The sequence below is a fragment of the Flavivirga abyssicola genome, from assembly GCF_030540775.2.
Taxonomy (GTDB): Bacteria; Bacteroidota; Bacteroidia; order Flavobacteriales; family Flavobacteriaceae; genus Flavivirga; species Flavivirga abyssicola.
The window spans coordinates 4,353,140-4,377,125 of the sequence record NZ_CP141266.1 but is presented as its reverse complement, the minus strand read 5'-3'; the positions used below and the strand labels follow the sequence as shown (position 1 = coordinate 4,377,125).

15 protein-coding genes are annotated in these 23,986 nt (G+C 32.7%); 11 read left to right on the top strand and 4 right to left on the bottom strand.

What is annotated here, in order from left to right:
* Positions 1-201: 201 nt before the first annotated feature.
* The 4 genes from Q4Q34_RS18305 to Q4Q34_RS18290 form a co-directional block, all read right to left on the bottom strand.
* The gene (locus Q4Q34_RS18305; RefSeq protein WP_330444610.1) at positions 202-414 is read right to left on the bottom strand and encodes a tyrosine-type recombinase/integrase; all 213 of its coding nucleotides are present in this window, start codon (positions 412-414) and stop codon (positions 202-204) included.
* On the bottom strand, positions 415-579 hold the full coding sequence (locus tag Q4Q34_RS18300; RefSeq protein WP_330444561.1) for a site-specific integrase: 165 nt from the start codon (positions 577-579) through the stop codon (positions 415-417).
* 30 nt (positions 580-609) lie between these two features.
* Positions 610-948 (bottom strand): hypothetical protein, encoded by a 339-nt coding sequence (locus Q4Q34_RS18295; protein ID WP_303317867.1) that lies wholly within the window; start codon positions 946-948, stop codon positions 610-612.
* 737 nt (positions 949-1,685) lie between these two features.
* Entirely contained in the window at positions 1,686-2,090 is a 405-nt protein-coding gene (locus tag Q4Q34_RS18290; protein WP_303317866.1) for a hypothetical protein, read from the bottom strand.
* Between the two features lie 333 nt (positions 2,091-2,423).
* On the opposite strand from Q4Q34_RS18290, the gene Q4Q34_RS18285 reads away from it, so the two are divergent.
* The 11 genes from Q4Q34_RS18285 to Q4Q34_RS18235 all read left to right on the top strand — a co-directional run bounded on the left by Q4Q34_RS18285 (position 2,424) and on the right by Q4Q34_RS18235 (position 23,982).
* A complete protein-coding gene (locus Q4Q34_RS18285) occupies positions 2,424-2,666 on the top strand; it encodes a hypothetical protein (protein WP_303317864.1) in 243 nt (80 codons plus the stop codon).
* A gap of 320 nt (positions 2,667-2,986) precedes the next feature.
* Complete coding sequence (locus Q4Q34_RS18280) at positions 2,987-7,138, top strand: hybrid sensor histidine kinase/response regulator transcription factor (RefSeq protein ID WP_303317863.1); 4,152 nt, start codon at positions 2,987-2,989, stop codon at positions 7,136-7,138.
* Positions 7,139-7,723: 585 nt separating this feature from the next.
* Positions 7,724-8,839, top strand: coding sequence for a glycoside hydrolase family 5 protein (locus Q4Q34_RS18275; protein ID WP_330444560.1), 1,116 nt, complete (start codon positions 7,724-7,726; stop codon positions 8,837-8,839).
* An 83-nt stretch (positions 8,840-8,922) separates the two neighbouring features.
* A complete protein-coding gene (locus Q4Q34_RS18270; protein WP_303317861.1) occupies positions 8,923-9,438 on the top strand; it encodes a sigma-70 family RNA polymerase sigma factor in 516 nt (171 codons plus the stop codon).
* 117 nt (positions 9,439-9,555) lie between these two features.
* Complete coding sequence (locus tag Q4Q34_RS18265) at positions 9,556-9,768, top strand: hypothetical protein (RefSeq protein WP_303317860.1); 213 nt, start codon at positions 9,556-9,558, stop codon at positions 9,766-9,768.
* Between the two features lie 227 nt (positions 9,769-9,995).
* The gene (locus Q4Q34_RS18260) at positions 9,996-13,274 is read left to right on the top strand and encodes a SusC/RagA family TonB-linked outer membrane protein (RefSeq protein WP_303317859.1); all 3,279 of its coding nucleotides are present in this window, start codon (positions 9,996-9,998) and stop codon (positions 13,272-13,274) included.
* A gap of 11 nt (positions 13,275-13,285) precedes the next feature.
* Positions 13,286-14,836, top strand: a complete 1,551-nt coding sequence (locus tag Q4Q34_RS18255) for a RagB/SusD family nutrient uptake outer membrane protein (RefSeq protein ID WP_303317858.1) — start codon at positions 13,286-13,288, stop codon at positions 14,834-14,836.
* A gap of 89 nt (positions 14,837-14,925) precedes the next feature.
* Positions 14,926-18,207: a VCBS repeat-containing protein gene (locus tag Q4Q34_RS18250; RefSeq protein ID WP_303317857.1), complete on the top strand. Its 3,282-nt coding sequence runs from the start codon at positions 14,926-14,928 to the stop codon at positions 18,205-18,207.
* Positions 18,208-18,583: 376 nt separating this feature from the next.
* Entirely contained in the window at positions 18,584-19,483 is a 900-nt protein-coding gene (locus Q4Q34_RS18245) for a carboxylesterase family protein (RefSeq protein ID WP_303317856.1), read from the top strand.
* Positions 19,484-19,530: 47 nt separating this feature from the next.
* The gene (locus tag Q4Q34_RS18240) at positions 19,531-21,666 is read left to right on the top strand and encodes a beta-glucosidase family protein (RefSeq protein ID WP_408611556.1); all 2,136 of its coding nucleotides are present in this window, start codon (positions 19,531-19,533) and stop codon (positions 21,664-21,666) included.
* A 72-nt stretch (positions 21,667-21,738) separates the two neighbouring features.
* The gene (locus Q4Q34_RS18235; RefSeq protein WP_303317854.1) at positions 21,739-23,982 is read left to right on the top strand and encodes a glycoside hydrolase family 3 N-terminal domain-containing protein; all 2,244 of its coding nucleotides are present in this window, start codon (positions 21,739-21,741) and stop codon (positions 23,980-23,982) included.
* Positions 23,983-23,986 lie beyond the last annotated feature (4 nt).

Sequence of the window (23,986 nt, the reverse complement as noted above, 5' to 3'; positions counted from 1 at the left end):
AATATGATATTAAAAATTATCGACTTTATTATTCAAATCATTATTGTGTGGAGGGAAAAGGCAAGCTCTTTTTATTTTTGAGGCACGAAAAAATAAAATGTGCTTGAATGTGAGGTTGGCTTTTCAGAGCTTGTGTCTAACAATAGTATAAAGAACATATGTTCTTTATACATCCAAATATAGGATATATATATTATATTCTTAAATATCTAGAGGGTTCTTTATTTTCTTAAAAGTAGTCATGGCAACATGGGTGTAAATCTCTGTTGTTTTAGTAGAGTTGTGACCTAACAAAACTTGGATTTGTCTTAAATCAACGCCGTCTTCTAAAAGGTGGGTTGAAAAACTATGTCTTAACATATGGGGCGTCACAGTAATTTGTATTCCAGTTTTTTTTGAGGTATTTGTTACTATTTAGCCAACACTTTGTCCAGAATATTGTTTTCCATATAACCCCTCAATGATATATTTTTCTGGTTTCCATTGTTTATAGTAGTCTCGTAAATCTTCTAATAATGTATAAGAAAGTATAGTATAACGATCCTTTTTACCATTAGCCACTTCAATATGTATTAGCATGCTATAAACCATCAAAAGAATCCTTCTTTTTTAGAGAGGATCATTTTTTTTAATGGATTTTGTTAATCCGTCTAAAGCAAAAACAGCCAAAGCAAATCCACCAATAATCATACAGGCTTCAGTTGTAAATTCGAGCTTGCCACATTCGTTGAAGTAGCCAATTAATCCTATTTTAAGGCACAAAGATAGAGTGAAACCAAAGCCTAAAGATTTTATAATATCTTCAACAGCATAGGTCTTTCTTTTAAGAAGTTTTCGTGCTATAAAGTATATGGAAACACATAACAGGCCTAAAAATAAGCCTAGTTTTATATGGTCTATATTTTGTAAGAGAGAATCGATAGCAGTTACATTATTTTGTAATAACACAACAAAAAATGTTTTCCGGGTAGTATCGATCTTAATTTATTTTGTGAAAACCTGACTTCGATGTAATTATAGATACAATGCTTCTAAAACAAACTACTTGCCAGTAAAATAACAACAAATGCTAATATTAAGCTATTGGGAGATGCAGATAAGGCAAAAAGAATACCTATAATAGCTACTAGCCGATAAGCAAAGGCGCTAAGACTTTTTTCTTTTTCGCTTCTAAAAACAAGTTTCATTCGTAAATTTCATTAATTATCACTTCCAATTTTAGTTAGTTATTTAGTCTGCTTATACTGTGCTGGTATTCAATTTTATTACAAGTATTCTGTGGTGTAGGGTGGTACAATATATTCAAAATCGACGAAATACATAATTTTGCAGTAAAAATCTGATTTTATTATACTTATGAGTAAATATTAATTTATTTATGTATTTATAGTTATATGTGTGTTGTGGGTTTCCCGTACTTATTGATGTGGTAAATGTAAGTTAATACATATATTTTTTTTTAAAATAACTTAAAAATGATTATCATATTAGTTAATTTATAACTAAGAATTTGTGTAAAATATCGTGTAGAGATTACTGAATAAATTATTTTATGAAAGTGATAATAAACGTAGGACAAAATAAAAGGTCTTTTTTAACAATATCATGTTAATCGTGACAAATATGTCCAGAAATTATAATTTCATAATAGTTGACTTAAAAACAGTAAAGATCAACTAGACAGATTATCTTTTAGTTTTATTAGGTAGTATTCCTAGAACTTCTGTAGCTCTAAATAAAAACTCTTTTTTAAATCGTTTATAAGCCATTAAGTCATAAAAGTTGTCCTCAAAGGCTTTTGTAATGAATTCTATCTCCTTTTGTTTTAATTTTTCATAGCCAGGAGCTGGTTCGCTTGTATTGTCCTTATGAGGCCTTAAAGTGTCATAATTGAGTCCATTTAAATATTCTATGGAATATTCAGGAAATGCGCTATTTATTTTAGTAGCCATATTAGAAGTGAGTTTTTTTGTATCACCTCTTAATAACTTATATATAGAGCTTTTTCCAACATTTATTTTGTTTCCAAATTCTTCAGGAGAGAGCTGTAATTCATGTATTAATTTTTCTATTTTTTCTGATAACATCATGTTGAAAGTGTAAAAAAAGTATCATTTTTATTTTAAAGTGTCAAAAAAGTGTCGTATATTTGTACACTTGTAATTGTGATACTACAACAAATATATGTTGTAAAACCTTATTAAACAACAAATGAAAATAAATTACAAGTAAAGTAGTACTTCATGAAAGATTTGACAACACAGGAAAACAGTATAGTTCATTTGGTATCTAACATGTTTCTTGAAAAGGGTATATCAGCTCTACTACAATTAACATCCGTGATATACGGTGCAGATTATCTGCTAAAAAAATTTACAGACATGATCTCGGTTGAAAACATCTAAAAATATTAAAAAAGCATTATGAGGGATATTAATGAAATAGACAATATTAAACGACTTTTTAGTCAAATAGATAAATCTGATAAAGAGGATTTTTTTGAAAAAGTAGCAGAGGAGTTTGACATGGTAAAATCTAGTGTTAGGTCTGGTTGGTTTTCTCGTTTTGAAATCCCAATGAAGTATAATGTACGCAAGCATTTAATTGTATATATGCAAAATTATATATCACGTAAGGCTAAGAAAAGTAATAAAGGTGGTATATAAATATGGATGACTAAATAACAATCCACTGTAATGAATATATAAAAAAGCTTCACTGGACATCGTGAGGCTTTTAGTTTTAAATACTTTTTGTGATATCACATCTGGCTACCTAAGCTCGAAATTTTTGCATTTTGATACGTAATTTATAAATTGAAATCCCGTCTATATTTTTTTATTAAGATTTTTTCATGATATTGTGTAATTATCGAAGCTATAGAAAAACGAGCTGCTGACTTAGCTGCAACCTTAGTTAAAAGAATATTTGGATAAGACTAAGCAGCTAATATTAAAAAAATTAAATAGAAAGAGTGATTCCTACTATGAAAAATATAATTTATTTTTTTGTTTATTATATATTACTTCTGCCATTATCTATTATATCGCAAGAGTCCCATCAGGAATTTCATTTTGTTAATATAAAAGACGGCATTCCTAAAGCCGGGGTTTCAAATATTATTCAAGATCATTATGGCTTTATTTGGATTGGAACTAGTGGCACTGGGTTATACAAGTTTGATGGTATAGATTACACCGTTTATAAGCATAGATTAAGAGATACAACGTCATTAAGTAGTAGTAGAATAGAATGCACTTATTTAGATAGTAAAAACAGACTATGGGTAGGTACAGAAAATGGGTTGAATCTTTATGATAGAGCATTAGATCAGTTTAAAAGAATCTCATTAGAGATCAATAATGTTAACCGTGAATTAATTCTGTCTTTGGAAGAAGATTCATCAAATAATTTATTAATTGGGACGTATGGTTTAGGCTTATTCAAGCTGGATATGACTACATTCAGTGTTGAAAAAGTATTGAATTCAACTTACGAAAACGGATCAGATATATACATTAATAGTATACAACATTCTAGACAAGGTAAAACGTTTTTAGGTACAAATTTTGGGCTCAAAGAAGTTGATTTTGTTAACAATAAACTTATTCATACCAGATTGTTTTCTAAAGATAATAAATCCATTGACGATAACATAGAAACACTATTTATAGATTCTAAAAATAACCTATGGATTGGTTTTCAGATTAATAAAGGGGTTTATAAATGTACTTTAAGTAATGATGCAAATAATAGTATTATTGAGGTTAAAGAATTTAAGCTTTCTACTAAGAAAATAATGGATATAGTAGAATTATCAGATAATACTCTGATAGTTGGAACCGAAAATGACGGACTTTTTCATATTAAAGAAAATGGAAACATGATTAAAAACTATGTTTCGAGTAAGGTAGAAGAGAACAGTATTTTGCATAATTCGATCTGGTCATTATTTGTAGACAATAACAAGCGTATTTGGATAGGTTATTTTAATAGTGGTGTAGCTATTAGTGATAAACTCTATGATAAATTTTTAAACATTAAAAGCTTACCTACTAATGACAACTCGTTAAGAGTAAGTTCTGTTATGGGTATGGTTGAAGACAGCTCTAAAAACATCTGGATTGCAACCGACGGAGGCGGGATTGATATTTACAATCCAAAAAACGCCGAAATCACACATGTAAATAGTCAGGACAAATCGATCTATTCTGGGTTGACATCAGATTACATTAAAACATTATTTGTTGATTCTCATGAAAATATTTGGGTAGGCAGTTGGGACAGTGGTGTTTTTATTTTAAAGAAAGGAGAAAAAAAATTTACTAATTATAGTATAGAAAACACGGCAGGGGCACTACGATCTAATACCATTATAAGTTTGTCTGAAGACTCCAATGGTATCATTTGGATTGGCACATTTGCTGAAGGACTCCATTCGTATGATCCGATTACTAAAAAAATAAAAAAACATAGCTCAAATGGTTTTATAAAAAACGGTTTTTCCGAAAAGGATATTAGAAAGGTTTTGGTCGATTCAGAAGATGTTATCTGGTTGGGAACAACAAATGGTCTGTTTAAAGTCGAAAATCAAAAAAATGGGACATTAAATGTTACAGTATTAAGTAATAAAATGACCCAGGAATATAAGAATTCTGCTGATGCTAACCATATTCTTTCAATTTATGAAGATTCCAATAACAACATATGGATTGGTACAAGAGGAGCAGGAGTTTGTAAATATGATAAAGTGAAAGATGAATTTATTTGGTATAATAAGTTTACAGGTTTTAATGAAGAAAATGTTTCGGCAATAACAGAAGATGGTAATAATAATTTATGGATAAGTGGAAATTCTGGGCTAACAAAAATTGATTTAAAGGATTTTAGTTTTACTAACTACACTATTAATGATGGCTTATTATCAAATGATTTTAATTTTGGTTCCGTATTAAAAGGATCAGATGGATTACTATATTTTGGAAACTTTAAGGGTGTAGATTATTTTAACCCAAAGCAAATCAAAATTAATAATAGCCCCCCATCCTTATACCTTACAAATTTCAAACTGTTTAATGAAAAGGTTATTCCACAAGATAAAGAAGGGCCGCTTAATAAGGTTATTTCGGAAACAGATAGTATTAGCTTAACACATAAACAGTCTGTATTTACCATTGAATATTCTGGAATTAATTATACCCGACCAGAAAAGAATAATTATGCGTATTATCTGGAAGGGTATGAAGCAACTTGGAATTATGTTGGGCAAAAAAGAAATGCTACCTATACTAATTTAGATGCTGGTAATTATACGTTTAAGTTAAAAGCAGCTAATAATGATGGTGTCTGGAATGAAAATCCACTAGAATTAAAAATTACAGTACTACCGCCTTGGTGGCAAACAAATTGGGCGATTTTTTCTTACTTGTTATTATTTCTTTTAGGTATTTATATGCTAAATCAGTTAACGCAAAGTAGAATTAAGGAAAAAGAATTAATCAGAAATGAACGTTTACAGCAAGTTCAAAATGATGAATTAAACAAAAAGAAGATTCAGTTTTTTACAAATATTTCACATGAATTTAGAACCCCTCTTACACTAATTTTAAATCCTCTCAAGGATATTATTAATAACGCTGATCTTAATTTGCCACAAAAAGTTAAAAATAAGCACGCAATTATTTATAAGAATACAGATAGGCTTTATAGGCTTATTAATGAGTTAATGGATTTAAGGAAGCTCGAGTTAAAAAAAATGAATGTGAGGGCAGAAAAGATAAACCTAATAGAATTCTCAGAAAATATTGTTGATTATTTTCAAGAAGAAGCCTTTAGAAAAAACATTCTATTAAGTGTAGATGCAGATATGCCCTTTGTAACGGTTTGGGCAGACACAAAAATGCTTGAAAAAATAATTTTTAATTTATTGTCCAATGCTATTAAAATTACCCCAGATGGCGGCGCTATTACAGTAGAGCTTCTATCAACAGACCAGTTACATATTTTACCGCTAATTGATGAGGAAAAACCTGTAAAAACAGTTGGAATAATAATTTCTGATACAGGCCCTGGATTGAAAGAAGATCAAGTATCAAAAATATTTGAACGTTTTTATCAAGTAGAAGGCCAGAATAAAACTTATTTCGGTGGCACAGGAATAGGATTGGAAGTGGTTCAAAATTTTGTAAAGTTGCATAAAGGTGTCATTGAAGTTAAAAGCAAAATTAATGAAGGCACAACGTTTAAGATATTATTGGCATCTGGCAATGATCATTTTTATGAAAATGAGATTGTATTAAACAAAAAGGCATTGCACGAGAAGAAAGAAGATTTCTTAACAGTACCAACAGTTGAGATTAGTGAACAATCAGATGAAAGTATTCAAGTTCAAAAGACAAATACTGTACTTATTGTTGAAGATAATGTAGAATTGAGAGATTACTTGAAATTAGAATTAGGTGATCAATATAAAGTATTATTGGCAAGTAATGGTAAATCGGGCGTTAAAATTGCCAGAGAATCCTTTCCAGATGTTATAATCACTGATGTTATTATGCCAGAAATGAGTGGCTTTGAATTTTGTAAAACTATTAAAACACATGCTTCAACAAGTCATATCCCTTTATTAATGCTTACTGCAAAAGCAACTATAGAAAATAGAATTGAAGGTATAGAAAATGGTGCAGATGCCTATATGGTTAAACCTTTTGATCTTAAGCTTCTTAAGCTTCGTTTAACCCAGTTAATTAAAAGCAGACAACTTATTTTTGATAAATACTTTAGTGCGATTAGTGGGGCAGAAGACAATGTTAATACGAGTTCAATCGATAAAGAATTCATACAAAAGTTGCTAAGCTATATTAATGATAATATAAGCGATTCGAATTTAGGTGTGGAGGAACTAGCAGACCATTTAAACTTAAGCAGAAGCCAACTTTACAGAAAAGTTAAAGCGTTAACAGGTCAAACTGTTAATGAGTTTGTAAGAAGGATAAGACTTGAAAGATCAAAACTAATTCTTGAAAAAGGCAATTCTAATATAAGCGAAACATGTTACAGTGTTGGGTTTGCATCCCCGTCGTATTTTTCAAAATGTTTTAAAGCCCATTTCGGAGTTTTACCAACAGAGATAAAATAGCCCTCTAAATCAAATAAACTTTCTTAATTAACGTGAATTTTGTTTAAGAGTTCAAGATGTCACTTCGAGTGTTCCGAACTTGCTTCGGGATGTATCGAGAAGCTCTTTTTGTCGAAAATTTATTTGCCTGCCTAAAGGTCGGCAGACAGGTTTTCGATACGATTTTTTGCAAAAATCTAACTGACATAACTTTTCTTTATCCAAGATTCACGTTAATTATTAAAAAGACTTAGTCATTTAAGCACTTATTAGAATCCCTTTTCCTATTCACTTCTTGGATTCTATTGATTTGTAAACATATAAATTCACTACTACTAGGATAGTGTATACGCACAAATGTTGCATGATATATTACAAATGTTGCATAAGCTTTTAATACGCATCAAAAGCTACAAATCTTTCATTTAATGCATTTTATGTGATGAATAGAATCTTAATGAAATGTTAAGTTTGGATTAATATTAATAAGGTATGAGTCAGAAAAAAATTAACAAAAAGCTAGTGTTCGAAATCTTATTGATTGGAGTTTTAATGTTTTTGTTGGTTATGGTGTTTGTAAATATTTGAGAAACTTAATATATGCAATTGAGAGTTAAAATAATATTATTAAGGTTTGTTTTCCTTGGATTGTTAGGTGCAATTGTAATTACAGGGTGTTCAAAAAAAATAGTCGGTCTTGAACAGTTTGAAGTTAAAAGAGGAACAAATGTAGCACATTGGTTGTCGCAAAGTGACCGAAGAGGAATACAACGTGAACAATTCTTTACAATAACCGATGTTAAAAAAATTGCCAGTATGGGGTTTGATCATATTCGGTTACCCATTGATGAAGAACAAATGTGGGATGAAAACGGGAATCGACATGAAGATGCATTTCAGCTATTGGATAACGGTATTACCTGGTGTATCGAAAATAACCTTAAAGTTATTGTTGATCTACATATTTTAAGATCTCATCATTTTAACGCAAAAGAAAAACCTTTATGGACAGATCCGACAGAACAAGAGAAGTTTTTTGACCTGTGGAGAGACCTTTCAAAATCATTAAAGAAATTTCCAAATAGTTTAGTAGCCTACGAACTAATGAATGAAGCTGTTGCAGACAATCATGAATCTTGGAACAGTCTGCTTGCAAGAGCTATAACTGCTATTCGCGAATTAGAAAAAGAACGCACGATAATTGTTGGGTCTAATAGATGGCAAGGTGTAGAAACTTTTGATGCATTACGCGTTCCAGCTAACGATAAAAACATCCTTTTAAGCTTTCATTTCTACAAGCCTTTTCTTTTGAGTCATTATGCAGCAAGATGGACAAGCTTAAGAGATTATAAAGGTCCCGTTCATTATCCAGGTGTCATTTTAAGTGAAGCTGAGTTTGAAACACTTCCAGAAGATATTAAAAAAGAAGTCGAGGAGTGGGTAGGTGCCAAATTTAATAAAGAGGTCTTACTAGGGATGTGGCAAAAACCTATACAGAAAGCCAAGAGTTTGGGCTTACCGCTTTACTGTGGAGAATTCGGTGTTATTTCTAATGCCCCAAAAGAAGAGAGTCTTATTTGGTATCGGGATATGATTCAACTTTTTGAAGAAACAGGCATTGGGTATGCTAATTGGAATTATAAAAGTGACAATTTCGGATTGCTTTACAATGATGCTACAGAAAACAAGCCTCTAATATCTGTTGTAATAGGTAGTAATTAAAATATGAAATACGTCCATAAGCTTGGGATATTTCATCAGAAACACAAATAATTAATAATAGAGAAGCAATTAACTGTATTGATATGTTAAATAACATTTTACAAATCAGTCATCAACCTCAAATAGAGGCTATGTTTATGAAACACTACAAAGAATGGTGTTTGCTTTCATATAGTTATATGGAAGATATGTCTGAGGCAGAGGACATGGTTCAGGATGTTTTTGTGAAAATTTTAAATAGAAAAAAGAATACTGAGATTTTAGACCTAAAAAGTTATATCAGTATGGCAGTTCGTAATACGAGTTTGAAAAAAATACAACGCACCAAAAAAACAGAACAGATAAAAGATTATAATTTGTTTGCGCTATCACCGTCTCATGAAGAATATTTAATTGATTTTGAAAACAAAGCAAAAATAAGTGATGCATTGAGGATATTGCCCGAACAGAGTAAGCGAGTTTTTGAGTTGTGTGTGTTAGAAGGTGCTAAATATCAAAATGCAGCCGATGTATTAGGAATATCGATAAATACAGTAAAATTCCATTTAAAGAAAGCATATAAAATATTGCGTTTTACATTACGAAAAACATATTTTTAGCACTTCTTTTTTGTAATTTTTATTTTTTTAAGTTCATTTTTGCGGATTTTTTATTTCACGCTACCCGTTTTCTGTTTTTATGGGTCTTAATTATAAATAGTCTTTATAGCGTCATTAATGGACATAATAAAACTGATAATAGGAAAACTGGATTATAATTTAACTAGGGAGGAAGAGGTGTGTTTTAAAAACTGGGTAGACGAATCATTAATAAATACATACATGTTTGATCGTCTTGAAGCTCTAAAAGAAAGAGGTAAAGACCTTTCGGAAATAATGAATTTAGATGTAGAATTTGCCTGGAAGCAAGTGAAGCAAAAACTAGAATAAAAAAACGATATACTTACTAAATTAACTTAAAACCAAAATATGCCTAAATGAAATAAAAAACTACACTCCGATTTTATAAAGTAAAAAATCGAGAAGTACAGGAATACTTCTCGATGATAAAATAATCAACTAAATGATTAGCTAATTATTAATAACATTTCAAAGATATGAAAAACTATAAGAGTTTTGGGCTATCGTGGCTCAATTCAATTAAAATTAAATTAAAGATGAAGGTAAATTTACTTTTATTAGTAATTTCATTTTTTTCGGTTCAGGATAATGCGTATTCAAACAATACAAATATTAATCTGGATTCGAATAACATGAAAATTGAAGAGGTTTTTGATGAAACAGATCGACTCAAAAACGTTAATACTGATATTCAGAAATCAGTTTCAGGAATTATAACAGATGCAAATGGAGCAGCCTTACCGGGAGCAAATATTATTGTAAAAGGAACGTCAAATGGTAGTCAAACAGACTTTGATGGTAAATATTCAATCTCAAATGTAGCTGATAATGATATATTAGTAGTAAGTTATATAGGCTTTGTTTCTCAAGAAGTAGCAGTTAATGGCCGGACTACAGTAAATATAACCTTGGTAGAAGACACTCAATCTCTAAATGAGATCGTTGTTGTTGCCTATGGTACAGCGACTAAAAAGGATCTAACAGGTGCAGTATCCGTAATTAGTTCTGAGGAGCTTACCTCGTTCCCAACAGCTACTGTAGATCAGGCACTTCAAGGTAAAACTGCTGGTGTACAAATTACTTCAAACTCTGGAGCTCCAGGAGCTTCAGCAACTGTAAATATACGAGGAGTAGGTTCATTTGGAAGTACTACACCTCTTTATGTGGTAGATGGTTTTCCTACTAATGATATATCATTTGTAAATCCAAGTACTATTGAATCCATTTCAGTACTTAAAGATGCATCGGCAACAGCATTATATGGTGTGCGAGCAAGTAATGGAGTTGTTATAATTCAAACTAAACAGGGAACTAAAGGAAAAGTTGCGGTAGAATTAAGCTCTTTTTTGGCCTTTCGTTCTAAACCAAAGTCTATCGATGTACTTGATGCAAATCAATTTTCTTCATTAGCCTTAGGGCTTAGTGGAAGTTCTGATGTGGATGTTGCTGGAAACGCAATACCGTATTCAGGGTGGAGTAATCCAGGTGATCTGAGAACCATCAACTGGCAAGATGAAGTATTTAGTAAAGGAACTATAAAAAGTACTACTTTAAGTGTTAGAGGTGGGGGTGAAAATTCTAGATATGCAGTTACAGCTGGTATTTTTGATGATGAAGGAACACTTATTGGATCAGAATACAAGCGTTACGATTTGGGGTTAAATGGTTCTTTTGATATAACAGATAAGCTACGTTTTAAAGCTAATGCCAAATACATTTCTTCACAAAACTTTCAACCTCTTGGAACTGGTCGAGGTGCTTTATTAAACTTATATGCTTCAGTTCCTCATTTGGCACCAACTGGAGAAGCTAATCAAATAGGAGGAACTAACCCTACTAACTTGCCTGTAGATGCCAATGGTAATTTTGGGGCATTCCCTGATGTAACAGGAGAAGCGTTTCGTGATGGTAGAAACTGGGTAGCTAGAGCTTTGGAAAATGACCAAGATAATGTGTCAAATACTGTGTTGGCTAATATGAGTGCCGAATGGGATATTTACAAAGGATTATCTACAAGGTTAAATTTAGGTGCTCGAAGTGATAATTTTGCAGGTTGGAATTTTAGCCCAGAATATTATCGTAGTTCTGGTAATGTAGACCTTAGAAACCGTGCGACATATAAGTACACGCAAGATACATCTAACCAATGGTTAGCAGAATATATACTACAGTACAAGAAAACATTTGCTGAAAAACATAGTATAGATGTTTTAGGAGGTATTTCAGTACAAAGAACATTTAGAAAGTTTAGCGAAGTAGAAGGAAGCGGTTTTCTGGATAATAGGATTCGTGATATAGCTCAAGCAGCAGAGATAACAGATGCAGCAGGGTTCTCTACTAGGCAAACTTTGGCAAGTACTTTTGCCAGGTTTAATTATAGTTTTGACAGTAAATATTATTTTACCGGAACTATAAGAAGAGACGGTGTTGGTGATACCTTTGGTGCAGATAATTTATGGGGAGTCTTCCCTTCATTTGCAGTTGGATGGAATATTGACGAAGAGAATTTCATGCAAGACAGTGCTTTTGATATTTTAAAGTTAAGAGCTAGTTGGGGAGAAACAGGAAACTTTCAAGGTATTCAGCCATACCGATTTAGCACAACATTTAATAATGGTACTCCCAATAATGATTCTAGTTATAGTTTTGCAGGAAACAATGCGGCAGGTTTAGCTCCTGTTGGCGCATCTAATCCAAACTTAACATGGGAAGCACAAGTGCAAACAAATATTGGTTTAGAAGGTGAGCTTCTAAATAATAGATTATACTTTACAGCAGACTATTTTAATAGAACATCAGAGGATTTTTTACTTTTTATTAATAGTCCTTCACAATCTGGTTTTCCAATTGTACCTGTAAATGGCGGAACAATAGTAAATAAAGGATTTGAACTTTTAGTAGGATACCGAAAAAATGATGGAGACTTTAACTTTGATATCAATGGAAATATTTCTTTCATAGATAATGAAATAACTGAGCTAAATGTTCCTAATGGTGAAGTTACATTTTCTAACCAATTTTTAAATGACTTTTTTACAGGAGGATTTTGGTATGATATTACAAAATCTCAATTAGGTGGAGAAGCAGGGTCTTTTTATGGTTTTGTGGCTGATGGTCTTTTTCAAAACCAAGCAGAAATCGATGCTTTGAATACAGCTTCACCAGATGGTACGTATCAATCAACTAGAACATCTCCCGGTGATCGTAGATTTGTAGATTTAAACAACGATGGAGAGATAACAGATCAAGATAGAACAGTCATTGGGAGTCCGGTTCCAGATTTCTTTGGAAGTTTAAACTTGAACTTTTCCTATAAGAATTTTGATTTGGGGCTTAATTTTTATGGGTCTTACGGTAGTGAGATATTCAACCTTGTAAAGCGTGAACTGGAAAGTGCTTCAGGTTATGGTAATAGTGCGTCGTATTCAAATGTTAGTACAGAATATTTTAATAATATATGGAGTGGCGAGGGCTCAACAAATGCATACGCTAGAGCGCTTATAGACGATGGTGATATACAAAATAATAGAGCTTCTAGTTATTTTGTTGAAGATGGTTCTTATCTCAGATTAAGAAACTTAAATATTGGCTATACATTACCATCTAAAATTGTTGAAAAATTAAGATTAGATACGTTTAGAATATATACGAGTATTCAAAATGTATTTACAATAACTAATTATTCAGGATCTGATCCAGAGATAGGCCAAAATGCTGACATCAATGGAAATAGCAATGTCACTACAAGAGGTATCGATGCTGGGGCATATCCAGTTTCAAGTACTGTAACTTTAGGATTTAATTTAAAATTTTAAAAAAATTGATTATGAAATTTAGAAATATTAAAGGAATTGTAACCATAGGAGCGCTTTTATTAGTGTTATTATATGGTTGTTCAGATAGTTTCTTACAAGATCCAAATACTAAAGATTTAACGGAAGCATTTGTTTATGGATCTGATGCAACTGCAATAGCAGCAGTAACCGGTGTGTATGATGGGCTTCAAAATGACTCTCAAGGAGATCCTGGGTTGCCTAATGAATATAATGTAAAAGGTATTTTTGCCTACGCAAATTATCCTGCTTTAGATTGGCAGCCACAAGCACGACGTGCTGATTCAGATTACTTCAATTTTGATGTTAATCCAGATGGCGAAGTTCCTGTAAAAATTTGGCCTAATAATTACAGGGCAATTGGTAGAGCCAATAATGCATTAGTAGGTCTTCAATCGGGTATAGATGGAGGAAGTATAAGTGCAGATTTAGGTAACCGTTTAATTGGAGAAGTACTAGTTATTAGAGCCATCTCTTACCAATACCTTGCTGCAGTTTATGGAGATGTTCCTATAATGTTGAGCATAGCCGATGATCCATTTAAAGGAAGAGACCCTCAAGATATGGTGTTTCAGCAAATAGTAACCGATATGAATGATGCTGTTAACAGGCTTCCTTGGTCACATGATACCGATAAAGGAAGAGTCACAAAAGGAACTGCATATGCCGTATTAGGAAATGCTCATATGTGGTTAAAACAGTATTCTGAGGCTATTACGGCTTTTGAAGCTATAGAAGCAGGAGGAGTCACTTCATTAGAACCTGATTACTTCGATATTCATGCGTTAGACAATCCTAATGGAGTAGAATCTTTATTTGAATTGCAATGGGCTGCTAACGGTGATTTAGGTTGGAATAGAAATGATGAAGTAAATATTTTACAGCTATTTGCTATGCCTACCGATATTACAGGTGGTGGAGGTTTTGCTGGAATCCCCACAAAAGAATTGTACGATTCTTTCGAACCGGGCGATTTAAGAAGACAAGCTACGGTAATAGCCCCTGGAGAGGAGCATCCAGATCCATTAATAGATATAAACATGTATGATGGTGTAAATATTAATACAGCTGGAACTGTAGCAGAACCATGGACAGGTGGAGACCCAGCAGGCAGATCAGGTTATTGGGGCGTTAAGAGCTGGAGAGATCCAAATATTGATGGATGGGGTAGAGAACAACTTTTTGGTGGTCAAGGGCATATCTGGATACGCTATGGCGAAGTGCTTTTAAGTTTAGCAGAATCTGCTTTAAGAGAAGGCCAAACAGCTAAAGCACAAACAGCTTTTGATAGAGTAAGAGATAGAGCTTGGGGAGGAACAGCGCCTGCTAAAACCGTTTCTATAGCTAATATATTGCAGGAATACAGACATGAATTAGGAGGAGAATTCTCTTTATGGGCAGTAATTAGAAGATCAGGTGAAGCCGCTATGTTTATTCAAGATTCATATGGTTTAACGCTTCCTCAAGGTCGCGACTTAATGCCCGTACCAAATACAGAAATATCTGTTAATTCTAATTTGTTACCTCAAAATACCGGATATTAATTTGATGAAAATTAATAAAACCTGAGTTTGTTTAGTTTTTGATGAGGCTTTGAATATATTTCAAAGCCTCTTTTTCCTATATTTATAATATGAGAATACTATATGCCAGTTTAGTGTTATTAATGTTTTTGCAATCTTGTAAAAAACATGATGTAAAACAGTTTAGTCTGTTATTAGCAGACGAGACAGGTATTGAATTTTCTAATGATTTAATTGAGACCGATAGTTTAAACTATTTCACTTACCCGTATATGTATATGGGTGGAGGCGTTTCAGCTGGTGATATCAATAATGATGGATTGGTAGACTTGTTTTTTACTGCAAACATGAAATCTAATACATTATATCTCAATAAAGGAGATTTTGTATTTGAAGATATAACCGAAAAAGCCAAAATTAAGGGTGATGATAGATGGTTTACAGGCACTACTATGGTAGATATTAACAATGATGGGTATCTGGATATTTATGTGAGTGTTTCTGGCAAAGGGGATAAGAGGAATAATTTATTATATATCAATAACGGTGATTTAACGTTTACAGAACAAGCCAAAAAATATGGTATAGACCATAAAGGACATACCACCCAAAGTACTTTCTTTGATTACGATAATGATGGTGATTTAGATCTATACCTAGCCAATTATCCACCAACACCATTTAAAAGTCCTGTTGCATTTTATAAGTACAAAGTGCATAATCCAAAAATAGAAGAGTCCGATATTTTATTCAAAAATAATGGAGATGGTACATTTACAGATGTTACTGTTGACGCAGGAGTTTTAAACTTTGGATTATCATTAAGTGCTACCATCGCCGATTTTAATAATGATGGATGGAAAGATATTTATGTGTCAAACGATTTTGACGCTCCAGATTTTATGTATCTAAATAACAAGAATGGGACGTTTAAAGAAATAGCTAAAAATGCCGTAAATCATACGGCACAATATGGGATGGGGTCAGATATTGCTGATTATAATAATGATAATCTACATGATATAGCTCAAGTAGATATGACACCAGAAGATAATAGACGATCTAAAGCTAATATGTCTAGCATGAATCCAGTAGGGTTTACAAAAATGATAAATGCAGGCTTACATTATCAGTATATGCAGAATTGTTTACAATTAAACAGAGGAAATGACACTAATGGAAATCCTGTTTTTAGCGAAGTGTCAAGAATAGCAGGTATCGCAACTACAGATTGGAGTTGGTCAATCTTATTTTCAGATTTAGATAATGATGGATGGAAAGACATTACAATTTCAAATGGAACAAGAAGAGATATAAATAATAGAGATTATTTTCTTAGTTTAAAATCCAGAAATCATTTTGGAGGAGTAAAATTATCAGCAGAAGAGATTAAGCAAATTCCATCAGAAAAAATATCGAATTATATTTTTAAAAATACTAAAAACCATACATTTAAGAATATGGTTAAAGAATGGGGATGGGAAGAAAAAACATTTTCTAATGGTGTCGCTTATGCCGATTTAGATAATGATGGCGATTTAGATTTTATAATAAATAATATAGATCATAAAGCTAGTGTTTATAGAAACAATAATTTAAATAATAATAATTTTTTACAAGTTACCTTCAAAGGATCAAAAAATAATAAAAATGGTATCGGAGCCAAAGTATATGTCACTTCAAGTGATTTACAACAATTTGGTGAACTTACATTGAGTAGAGGTTTCCAATCATCTGTAGCGCCTAGACTTCATTTTGGTCTAGGAAAAACCGAAACGGTTTCCAATATTAAAGTTGTATGGCCAGATGGGTTAGTTTCAGAACTAAGAGATGTAAAGGCAAACCAGAATTTAGTAATTGATTATACGTCAGCAAAAAAAATAAATCAGCATAAAAAAGTAAATACAACTATATTTAAAACATTAGACTTAGATACACTTCAGGTAGATTTTAAGCATACCGAAAATAAGTATAATGATTATTATGTAGAACCACTTTTGCCCCACCAAACATCCATGTTAGGCTCTGGAGTGGCAGTAGCAGATGTTAATGGTGATGGATTAGATGACTTTTATATAGGAGGTGCTAGTAAACAAGCAGGAGCATTGTATATCCAAAATGCAAACGGAAAGTTTGAAAAAACAAATAACGATGTTTGGGAATTAGATAAAAATAAGGAAGATATGAGCGCCTTGTTTTTTGATGCAGATGCAGATGGTGATAATGATTTATATGTAGTAAGTGGAGGGAACGAAAAGTATGGAGATCTGTTGAATTTTCAAGATCGTTTATACATAAATGATGGTAAAGGTCATTTTTCAAAAGATGTACATCGTCTCCCTTTAATAGAAACTAGCGGATCTAGAGTAACCGCAGGAGATTATGATAATGATGGTGATATGGATTTATTTGTTGGAGGTAGGTTGGTAGCTGGTAAATACCCATGGCCAACTAAAAGCTATATTTTAAACAATGATAAAGGTGTTTTTAAAGATGTAACCAAAATATTAGCTCCTGATTTTAATACACTAGGCATGATTACTGATGCTAGTTGGACAGATTTTGATGGTAATGGTACTTTAGATCTTATTATTGTTGGAGAATGGACACCAATTTTATTTTATAGTAATACAGATGGTACATTTAAAAATGTTACAGATAAAACAGGTTTAAAAAACACCAGTGGTTGGTGGTCTAGTATCACGCAAGATGATTTTGATAATGACGGAGATATGGACTATGTGGTTGGCAATCTGGGCTTAAATTATAAATATAAAGCTACCGCTGAAGAACCTTTTGAAGTATTTGCAGATGATTTTGACGGCAACAATAGAAAGGATATTGTGTTGAGTTATTATAACTTTGGCAAGTTATTTCCTGTGCGAGGTAAATCGTGCTCAACTCAGCAAATCCCTTCATTAAGTAAAAAGTTTAATAAATATGATGTATTTGCAGAAGCAGACGTCACAGAAGTTTACGGTAAAGAACAATTAGAAAAAGCAGAAATACATTATAAAGCAAAGACTTTTGCAAGCAGCTATATTGAAAATTTAGGACATGGTAATTTTAAACTGATCAAATTACCTAACGAAGCTCAGTTTTCTTCAGTAAACAAAATTATTACGGACGATATAGATAACGATGGGTTTAAAGATATTGTGATTGCTGGAAATTTATACACTTCAGAGATAGAGACTCCTAGAAATGACTCTAGTATAGGTAATTATTTAAAAGGGGATGGCAATGGTAATTTTTTATCTGTGCCAAGTGCAGAATGTGGTTTGTCTATTAGAGGAGATGTAAAAGATTTGATTTCAATTAATATTAATGGTCACAAACATATCATTGCAGCCAAAAATAACGATTACCCTCAATTTATTAAAATAAATTGACGTTTTATGAAAAAACAAACGCAGAACACAAAAATCAAAAAGAATGTTGCTTTTTTATAACACGCCTCATTTTACTTCTTTTAGTATTTAAACTTCACGGGATACATTAAGAGTTATAAAGATTTTGAGCTTATTTTGTTTATTATCAAATATTTAAAGATGTTATATGGCTTAATATTTAGCCAGTAGTTGTTCTGAAAATCTTTTATTCATTTTCTGAAATTATAATTGTCATTTTAATGCTACCCGTTTTTCTTTCCTATGGGTCTTTATAATAGAGAGCTTAAGTAAATATAAGTATCAAATTAGTTTAGTTTTTGTGTTGACTGCCCCTGATTTAAATAAGGGGCATTTCAACACTTTAGAAACAGTTAAGATGTTAAAATTACCTATACCATTTATTTTTTTTGTTTTTCTAAGCTGTATAAGTGCAAAGGCACAAAAAGTCACCTTAAAGGAGAAGGCTTATAACATGGAAGAATTGACCATTGATTCTTTATTGACAAAGTATGTTTTTTCGTCTTCAAATGGATTAAAAATGCCTTATCGTTTGTTTAGCCCCAAAAATGAGGCCAAAACAAAAATTCCTTTAGTGGTTTTTTTACACGGAAGGGGTGACCGGGGAGTTGATAATGATTCAAAGATATACCATGAAGCAGGGATAATTACGAATTCAAATTCATTATTAGAAACCACAATGCAATCTCAATACCCCTGTCATATTTTAATTCCGCAGTGTTCAGATAAAACAGAAAATGAAGAATGGGCAAAATGGATTGGGAATTCACCAGAAACACCTTTTAAAGGTTTAGGAACAGATGGTACTTATAAAATGAGTCCTGAGCCTTCCGAATCTGGAGCAGCTGCATTAGAATTAATAGAGCAAACAATAAAAGATAAAAATATTGATACAGATAGAGTTTATATCATAGGGCTGTCAATGGGTGGTTTTGGAACTTGGGAATTCACAGCCAGAAAACCACATTTATTTGCAGGAGCCATACCTATGGCTGGCTATTCTGATCCAGATCAACTGGAAAAAATAAAGCATATCTCATTCTGGATATTTCATGGGGATATCGATAAGTGGAACCCAGTAACAGGATCAAGGACAATGTTTAAGCTATTGTCTAATAGTAATGCAGATGTAAAGTATACAGAGTACAGAAATACAGGTCACGGAGAATCATTCAAAAAAGCGTTCAATGAAACAGAACTGATTCCTTGGCTTTTTTCCAAAAAAAGAAAAATGAATTCATCTCAAAAAAAATTATGATAAAGCAATTTTATAGAAAACCTCTTTTTTTAGTTTTTATATTATTTATGACTAGTACAGTAAAAGCACAGAAGAATCAAATGATAGAAAAAAAGATTGATAGTATAATTTCCTTATTGACTTTGGAAGAAAAAGTAGCGATGTGTCATGCACAATCTAAATTTAGTACACCGGGAGTAGCACGTCTTGGAATTCCCGAGGTATGGATGTCTGATGGGCCTCATGGTGTAAGAGCAGAAATAAATTGGGATAACTGGGGGTATGCAGAATGGACTAATGATTCCATTACAGCCTTTCCAGCACTAACCTGTTTAGCATCGACTTTTAATCCAAAGCTTGCCAAAGAATATGGTTTCAGTATTGGAGAGGAAGCACGATACAGAAAAAAAGATGTGCTTTTAGGTCCAGGAGTTAATATATACAGAACCCCATACAATGGTAGAAACTTTGAGTATATGGGCGAAGATCCGTATTTAGCTTCAAAGCTTGTAGTGCCTTATATAAAAGGAGTTCAAGAAAATGGCGTTGCCGCATGTGTAAAACATTTTGTTTTAAATAATCAGGAGCATTTGCGAGATAAAATCAATGTTGAAGTAAGCGATAGAGCCTTATACGAAATTTATTTACCAGCCTTTAAAGCAGCAGTAAAAGAAGGCAACACTTGGGCAATTATGGGGGCTTACAATAAATTTAGAGGTAAGTACACTACACATAACCCAACACTTCATAAAATACTAAAAACAGATTGGGAGTTTGATGGTGTTGTAATAAGCGATTGGAGTTCGGCACATTCCACAAAAGAAGCTGCTTTGTACGGTTTAGATATGGAAATGGGTACAGGAACAGATGGTTTGGGAACAACCACTTTAAATCACTATAGCAACTATTATTTGGCAACACCTTTCTTGAAAGCAATTAAAAAGGGAGAAATAGAAGAATCTGTAGTTGACAATAAAGTGAGACGCATTCTAAGGTTGATGTTAAGAACAAACATGAGTGACAATAGGCCTTTTGGAAGAATGAACAATGTAGAACACCATAATGTAGCTAGAAATGTAGCTACAGAAGGTATTGTGCTACTTAAAAATAAAGATAATTTTTTCCCGATTGAAGATGAAAAAGGACTAACAATAGCTGTTATTGGAGAAAATGCAACACGATCAATGACTGCGGGTGGTGGTTCTTCAGAATTAAAACCACAATTTGAAATATCCCCTCTTGAAGGATTAAAAGCACGTTATAAAAACGCAAAAATTGTTCATGCCATGGGGTTTGCTTCAGGGCCCTCAATATATGACGAAGTTTTGCCTTCGCCGTATGATGCAGATTCCTTAAAAATTGAAGCTATTAAAGTTGCCAAAAAAGCAGATATAGTGTTGTTCGTTGGCGGTTTAAATAAAAGCCACCTTCAAGATTGTGAAGGGGAAGATAGAAAACAATTTGAATTACCTTTTGGACAAGATGAATTACTAAATGAAATTACGGCAGTTAATAAAAATGTTGGTGTAGTGCTATTAACAGGGAATGCTGTAGAAATGTCCTGGTTAGATAAAATTAATGGGCTAATACAAGGATGGTATCTGGGAAGTATGGCAGGAGATGCGTTAGCAGATGTTATTAGTGGAGATGTTAATCCTTCAGGGAAACTACCATTCTCGTTTCCTACAAAATTAAAAGATAATGCAGCCCATCATTTTGGAGAACTGTCTTACCCAGGAGACGGTACTAATCAATATTACAAAGAAGATATTTTAGTAGGATATCGTTGGCATGATACAAAAAAGATTAAACCTCTATTTGCCTTTGGTGAAGGGATGTCTTATACCTCATTCGAGTTATCCGATTTTAAATTAAACAAAAAAACATATTCAAAAGGAGAGCAAGTAGTTATCTCCGGAGCGGTTTCAAATACAGGAAATACAGATGGAGCAGAAGTCATTCAGGTTTATGTTGGAAAGCCAAAATCTAAAGTAAAAAGAGCCCTTAAAGAACTAAAAGGATTTAAGAAAATGGTATTAAAAAAGAGTACCTCGCAGTCTGTCGAGATATCCATTTATGTAAATGATTTGGCATTTTATGATGAGAATATTTCAGATTGGAATTTAGAAAAAGGGAATTATATAGCATATATAGGAAATGCATCTAATAATATTTCCAAGACAATAAAATTTGAAGTTGAATAATAAAAGAATTTAAGAAAGAAGAAGAAAGGGAATAACGACGTTTCGAGATCTTAAATAATTAAATGCATTTTAATGAAATATTACTTAGTAATTATAGCACTCACCTTAATTGGTTGTTCAGAAAATAAAGTTTCTACAACAAAGAATAATGTTGAAGAGAAATTTATAGACAGTGTATTGGCAACCATGTCTATAGATGATAAAATAGGACAAACCAATTTAAGAGGAACGTCCAGTAGGTCAAAAACACTATCAGACGAACTAAAAGAAGATGTAAGACAAGGTAAAGTCGGAGCATTGTTAAATGTCATGAATGTTGAATTTGTAGACGAACTCCAAAAAATAGCAGTGGAGGAAAGTCCGAATAAAATCCCCTTGATTTTTGGGAGAGATGTCGTTCATGGATTTAAAACGATATTTCCAATACCTATTGGTTTAGCGTCTTCATGGGATACGAATATAGTAAAATCATCCTCTCGAATAGCAGCTATAGAAGCCAGTTCAGTTGGAATTCGTTGGACGTTTGCACCAATGTTGGATATTGCCAGAGATAGCCGTTGGGGAAGAATAGCAGAATCTCCGGGAGAAGACCCTTATCTAGCTTCAATTTATGGAAAAGCCTATGTTGAAGGGTTTCAAGGTGATTCTTTAAACAACCCAACAAGCATAGCTGCATGTGCTAAGCATTACATTGGTTACGGAGCAGTTATAGGAGGGAGAGATTACAATACCACAATAATTCCCGAACCATTGCTGCGTAATGTGTATTTACCACCTTTTCAATCAGCTTTAGATGCAGGAGCAGCAACAGTTATGACATCGTTTAATGAGATAAATGGTATCCCGGCGACAGGGAATGAATTTCTATTAAAAAACGTTTTAAGAGATGAATTAAATTTTGATGGATTTGTTGTTAGTGATTGGGATTCTGTTATAGAAATGATCGCTCACGGTTATGCAAAAGATGAAAAGCAAGCAGGCGAATTGGCAGCAAATGCAGGTATGGATATGGAAATGACTAGTAGAGCTTATGAGTATCACTTAAAAGATTTGATAAAAGAAGGAAAAGTTACAGAATCTCAGTTAAATGCGTTTGTAAAAAACATATTAAGAATAAAATTGAGACTAGGGCTTTTTGAAACACCATATCGAGATAAAAATAATGAAGCAAGTTTTTATAAAAAAGGACACTTAGAAGAAGCCAAAGAAGCAGCAATTAAAAGTTCGGTATTACTGAAAAATAAGAATATATTGCCTTTGTCTGGTGATACAAAAGTAGCATTAATAGGGCCTTTGGCTAATGCACCATTAGATCAAATGGGAACCTGGACATTCGATGGTGAAAAAGAACATACTATAACACCTTTAAAAGCCTTTAAAGACGCAAAAGTTAATGTTACGTATGTAACAGCATTAACCCATAGCAGAGACAGATCTAAAGCACAATTTAAAAAAGCTATTAATGGTGTAAAAGATTCTGATGTTATTGTGTTTGTTGCAGGAGAAGAAGCTATTCTATCAGGTGAGGCTCATAGTAGAGCTTCTCTAGACTTACCAGGTGTACAAGAAGATTTAATAAAAGAATTATCCAAAACAGGCAAGCCTATTGTTTTGGTGATTATGGCAGGTCGGCCTATTACCATTACGAATATTATAGATAACGTTGATGCAGTATTAATGTCTTGGCATCCTGGTACCATGGGAGGTGCTGCATTGCAAGAGATTATTTTTGGATTTAGAGAACCAGAAGGAAGACTACCCGTGTCTTGGCCAAAAGTTGCAGGTCAATTACCATATTTTTATAATCATAAAAACACGGGAAGGCCAGCCAATAAAAAAGACTATGTGGCTATGTATGATATTCCTATTGGTGCTTGGCAGAGCTCCTTAGGAAATGATTCTCATTATTTAGATATTGGGTATACACCACACTTTCCTTTTGGCTTTGGCTTGGGGTATACAGAGTTTCAATATGATAATTTACAAATATCTAAGGATACAATTGGTTTCAACGAAGAATTACTCGTCAAAGTTTCTATTACAAATGTTGGAGAGAAGAAAGGTAAAGAGATTGTCCAGTTTTATACGCAAGATATAGTGGGTAGTATTACGAGACCTGTTAGAGAATTAAAAGGGTTCGAACATGTAAGTTTAAATGCGGGTGAAACTAAAGAAGTAATTTTTAAAGTGTCGGCAGCACAGTTAGAATTTACAAATCATAAACAAATTCGTGATGCAGAAGAAGGTGATTTTAATATTTGGGTAGGGGCTGATGCTGAATCTGGTTTAAAACATACCTTCTATCTTAAAAAGTAGTGTG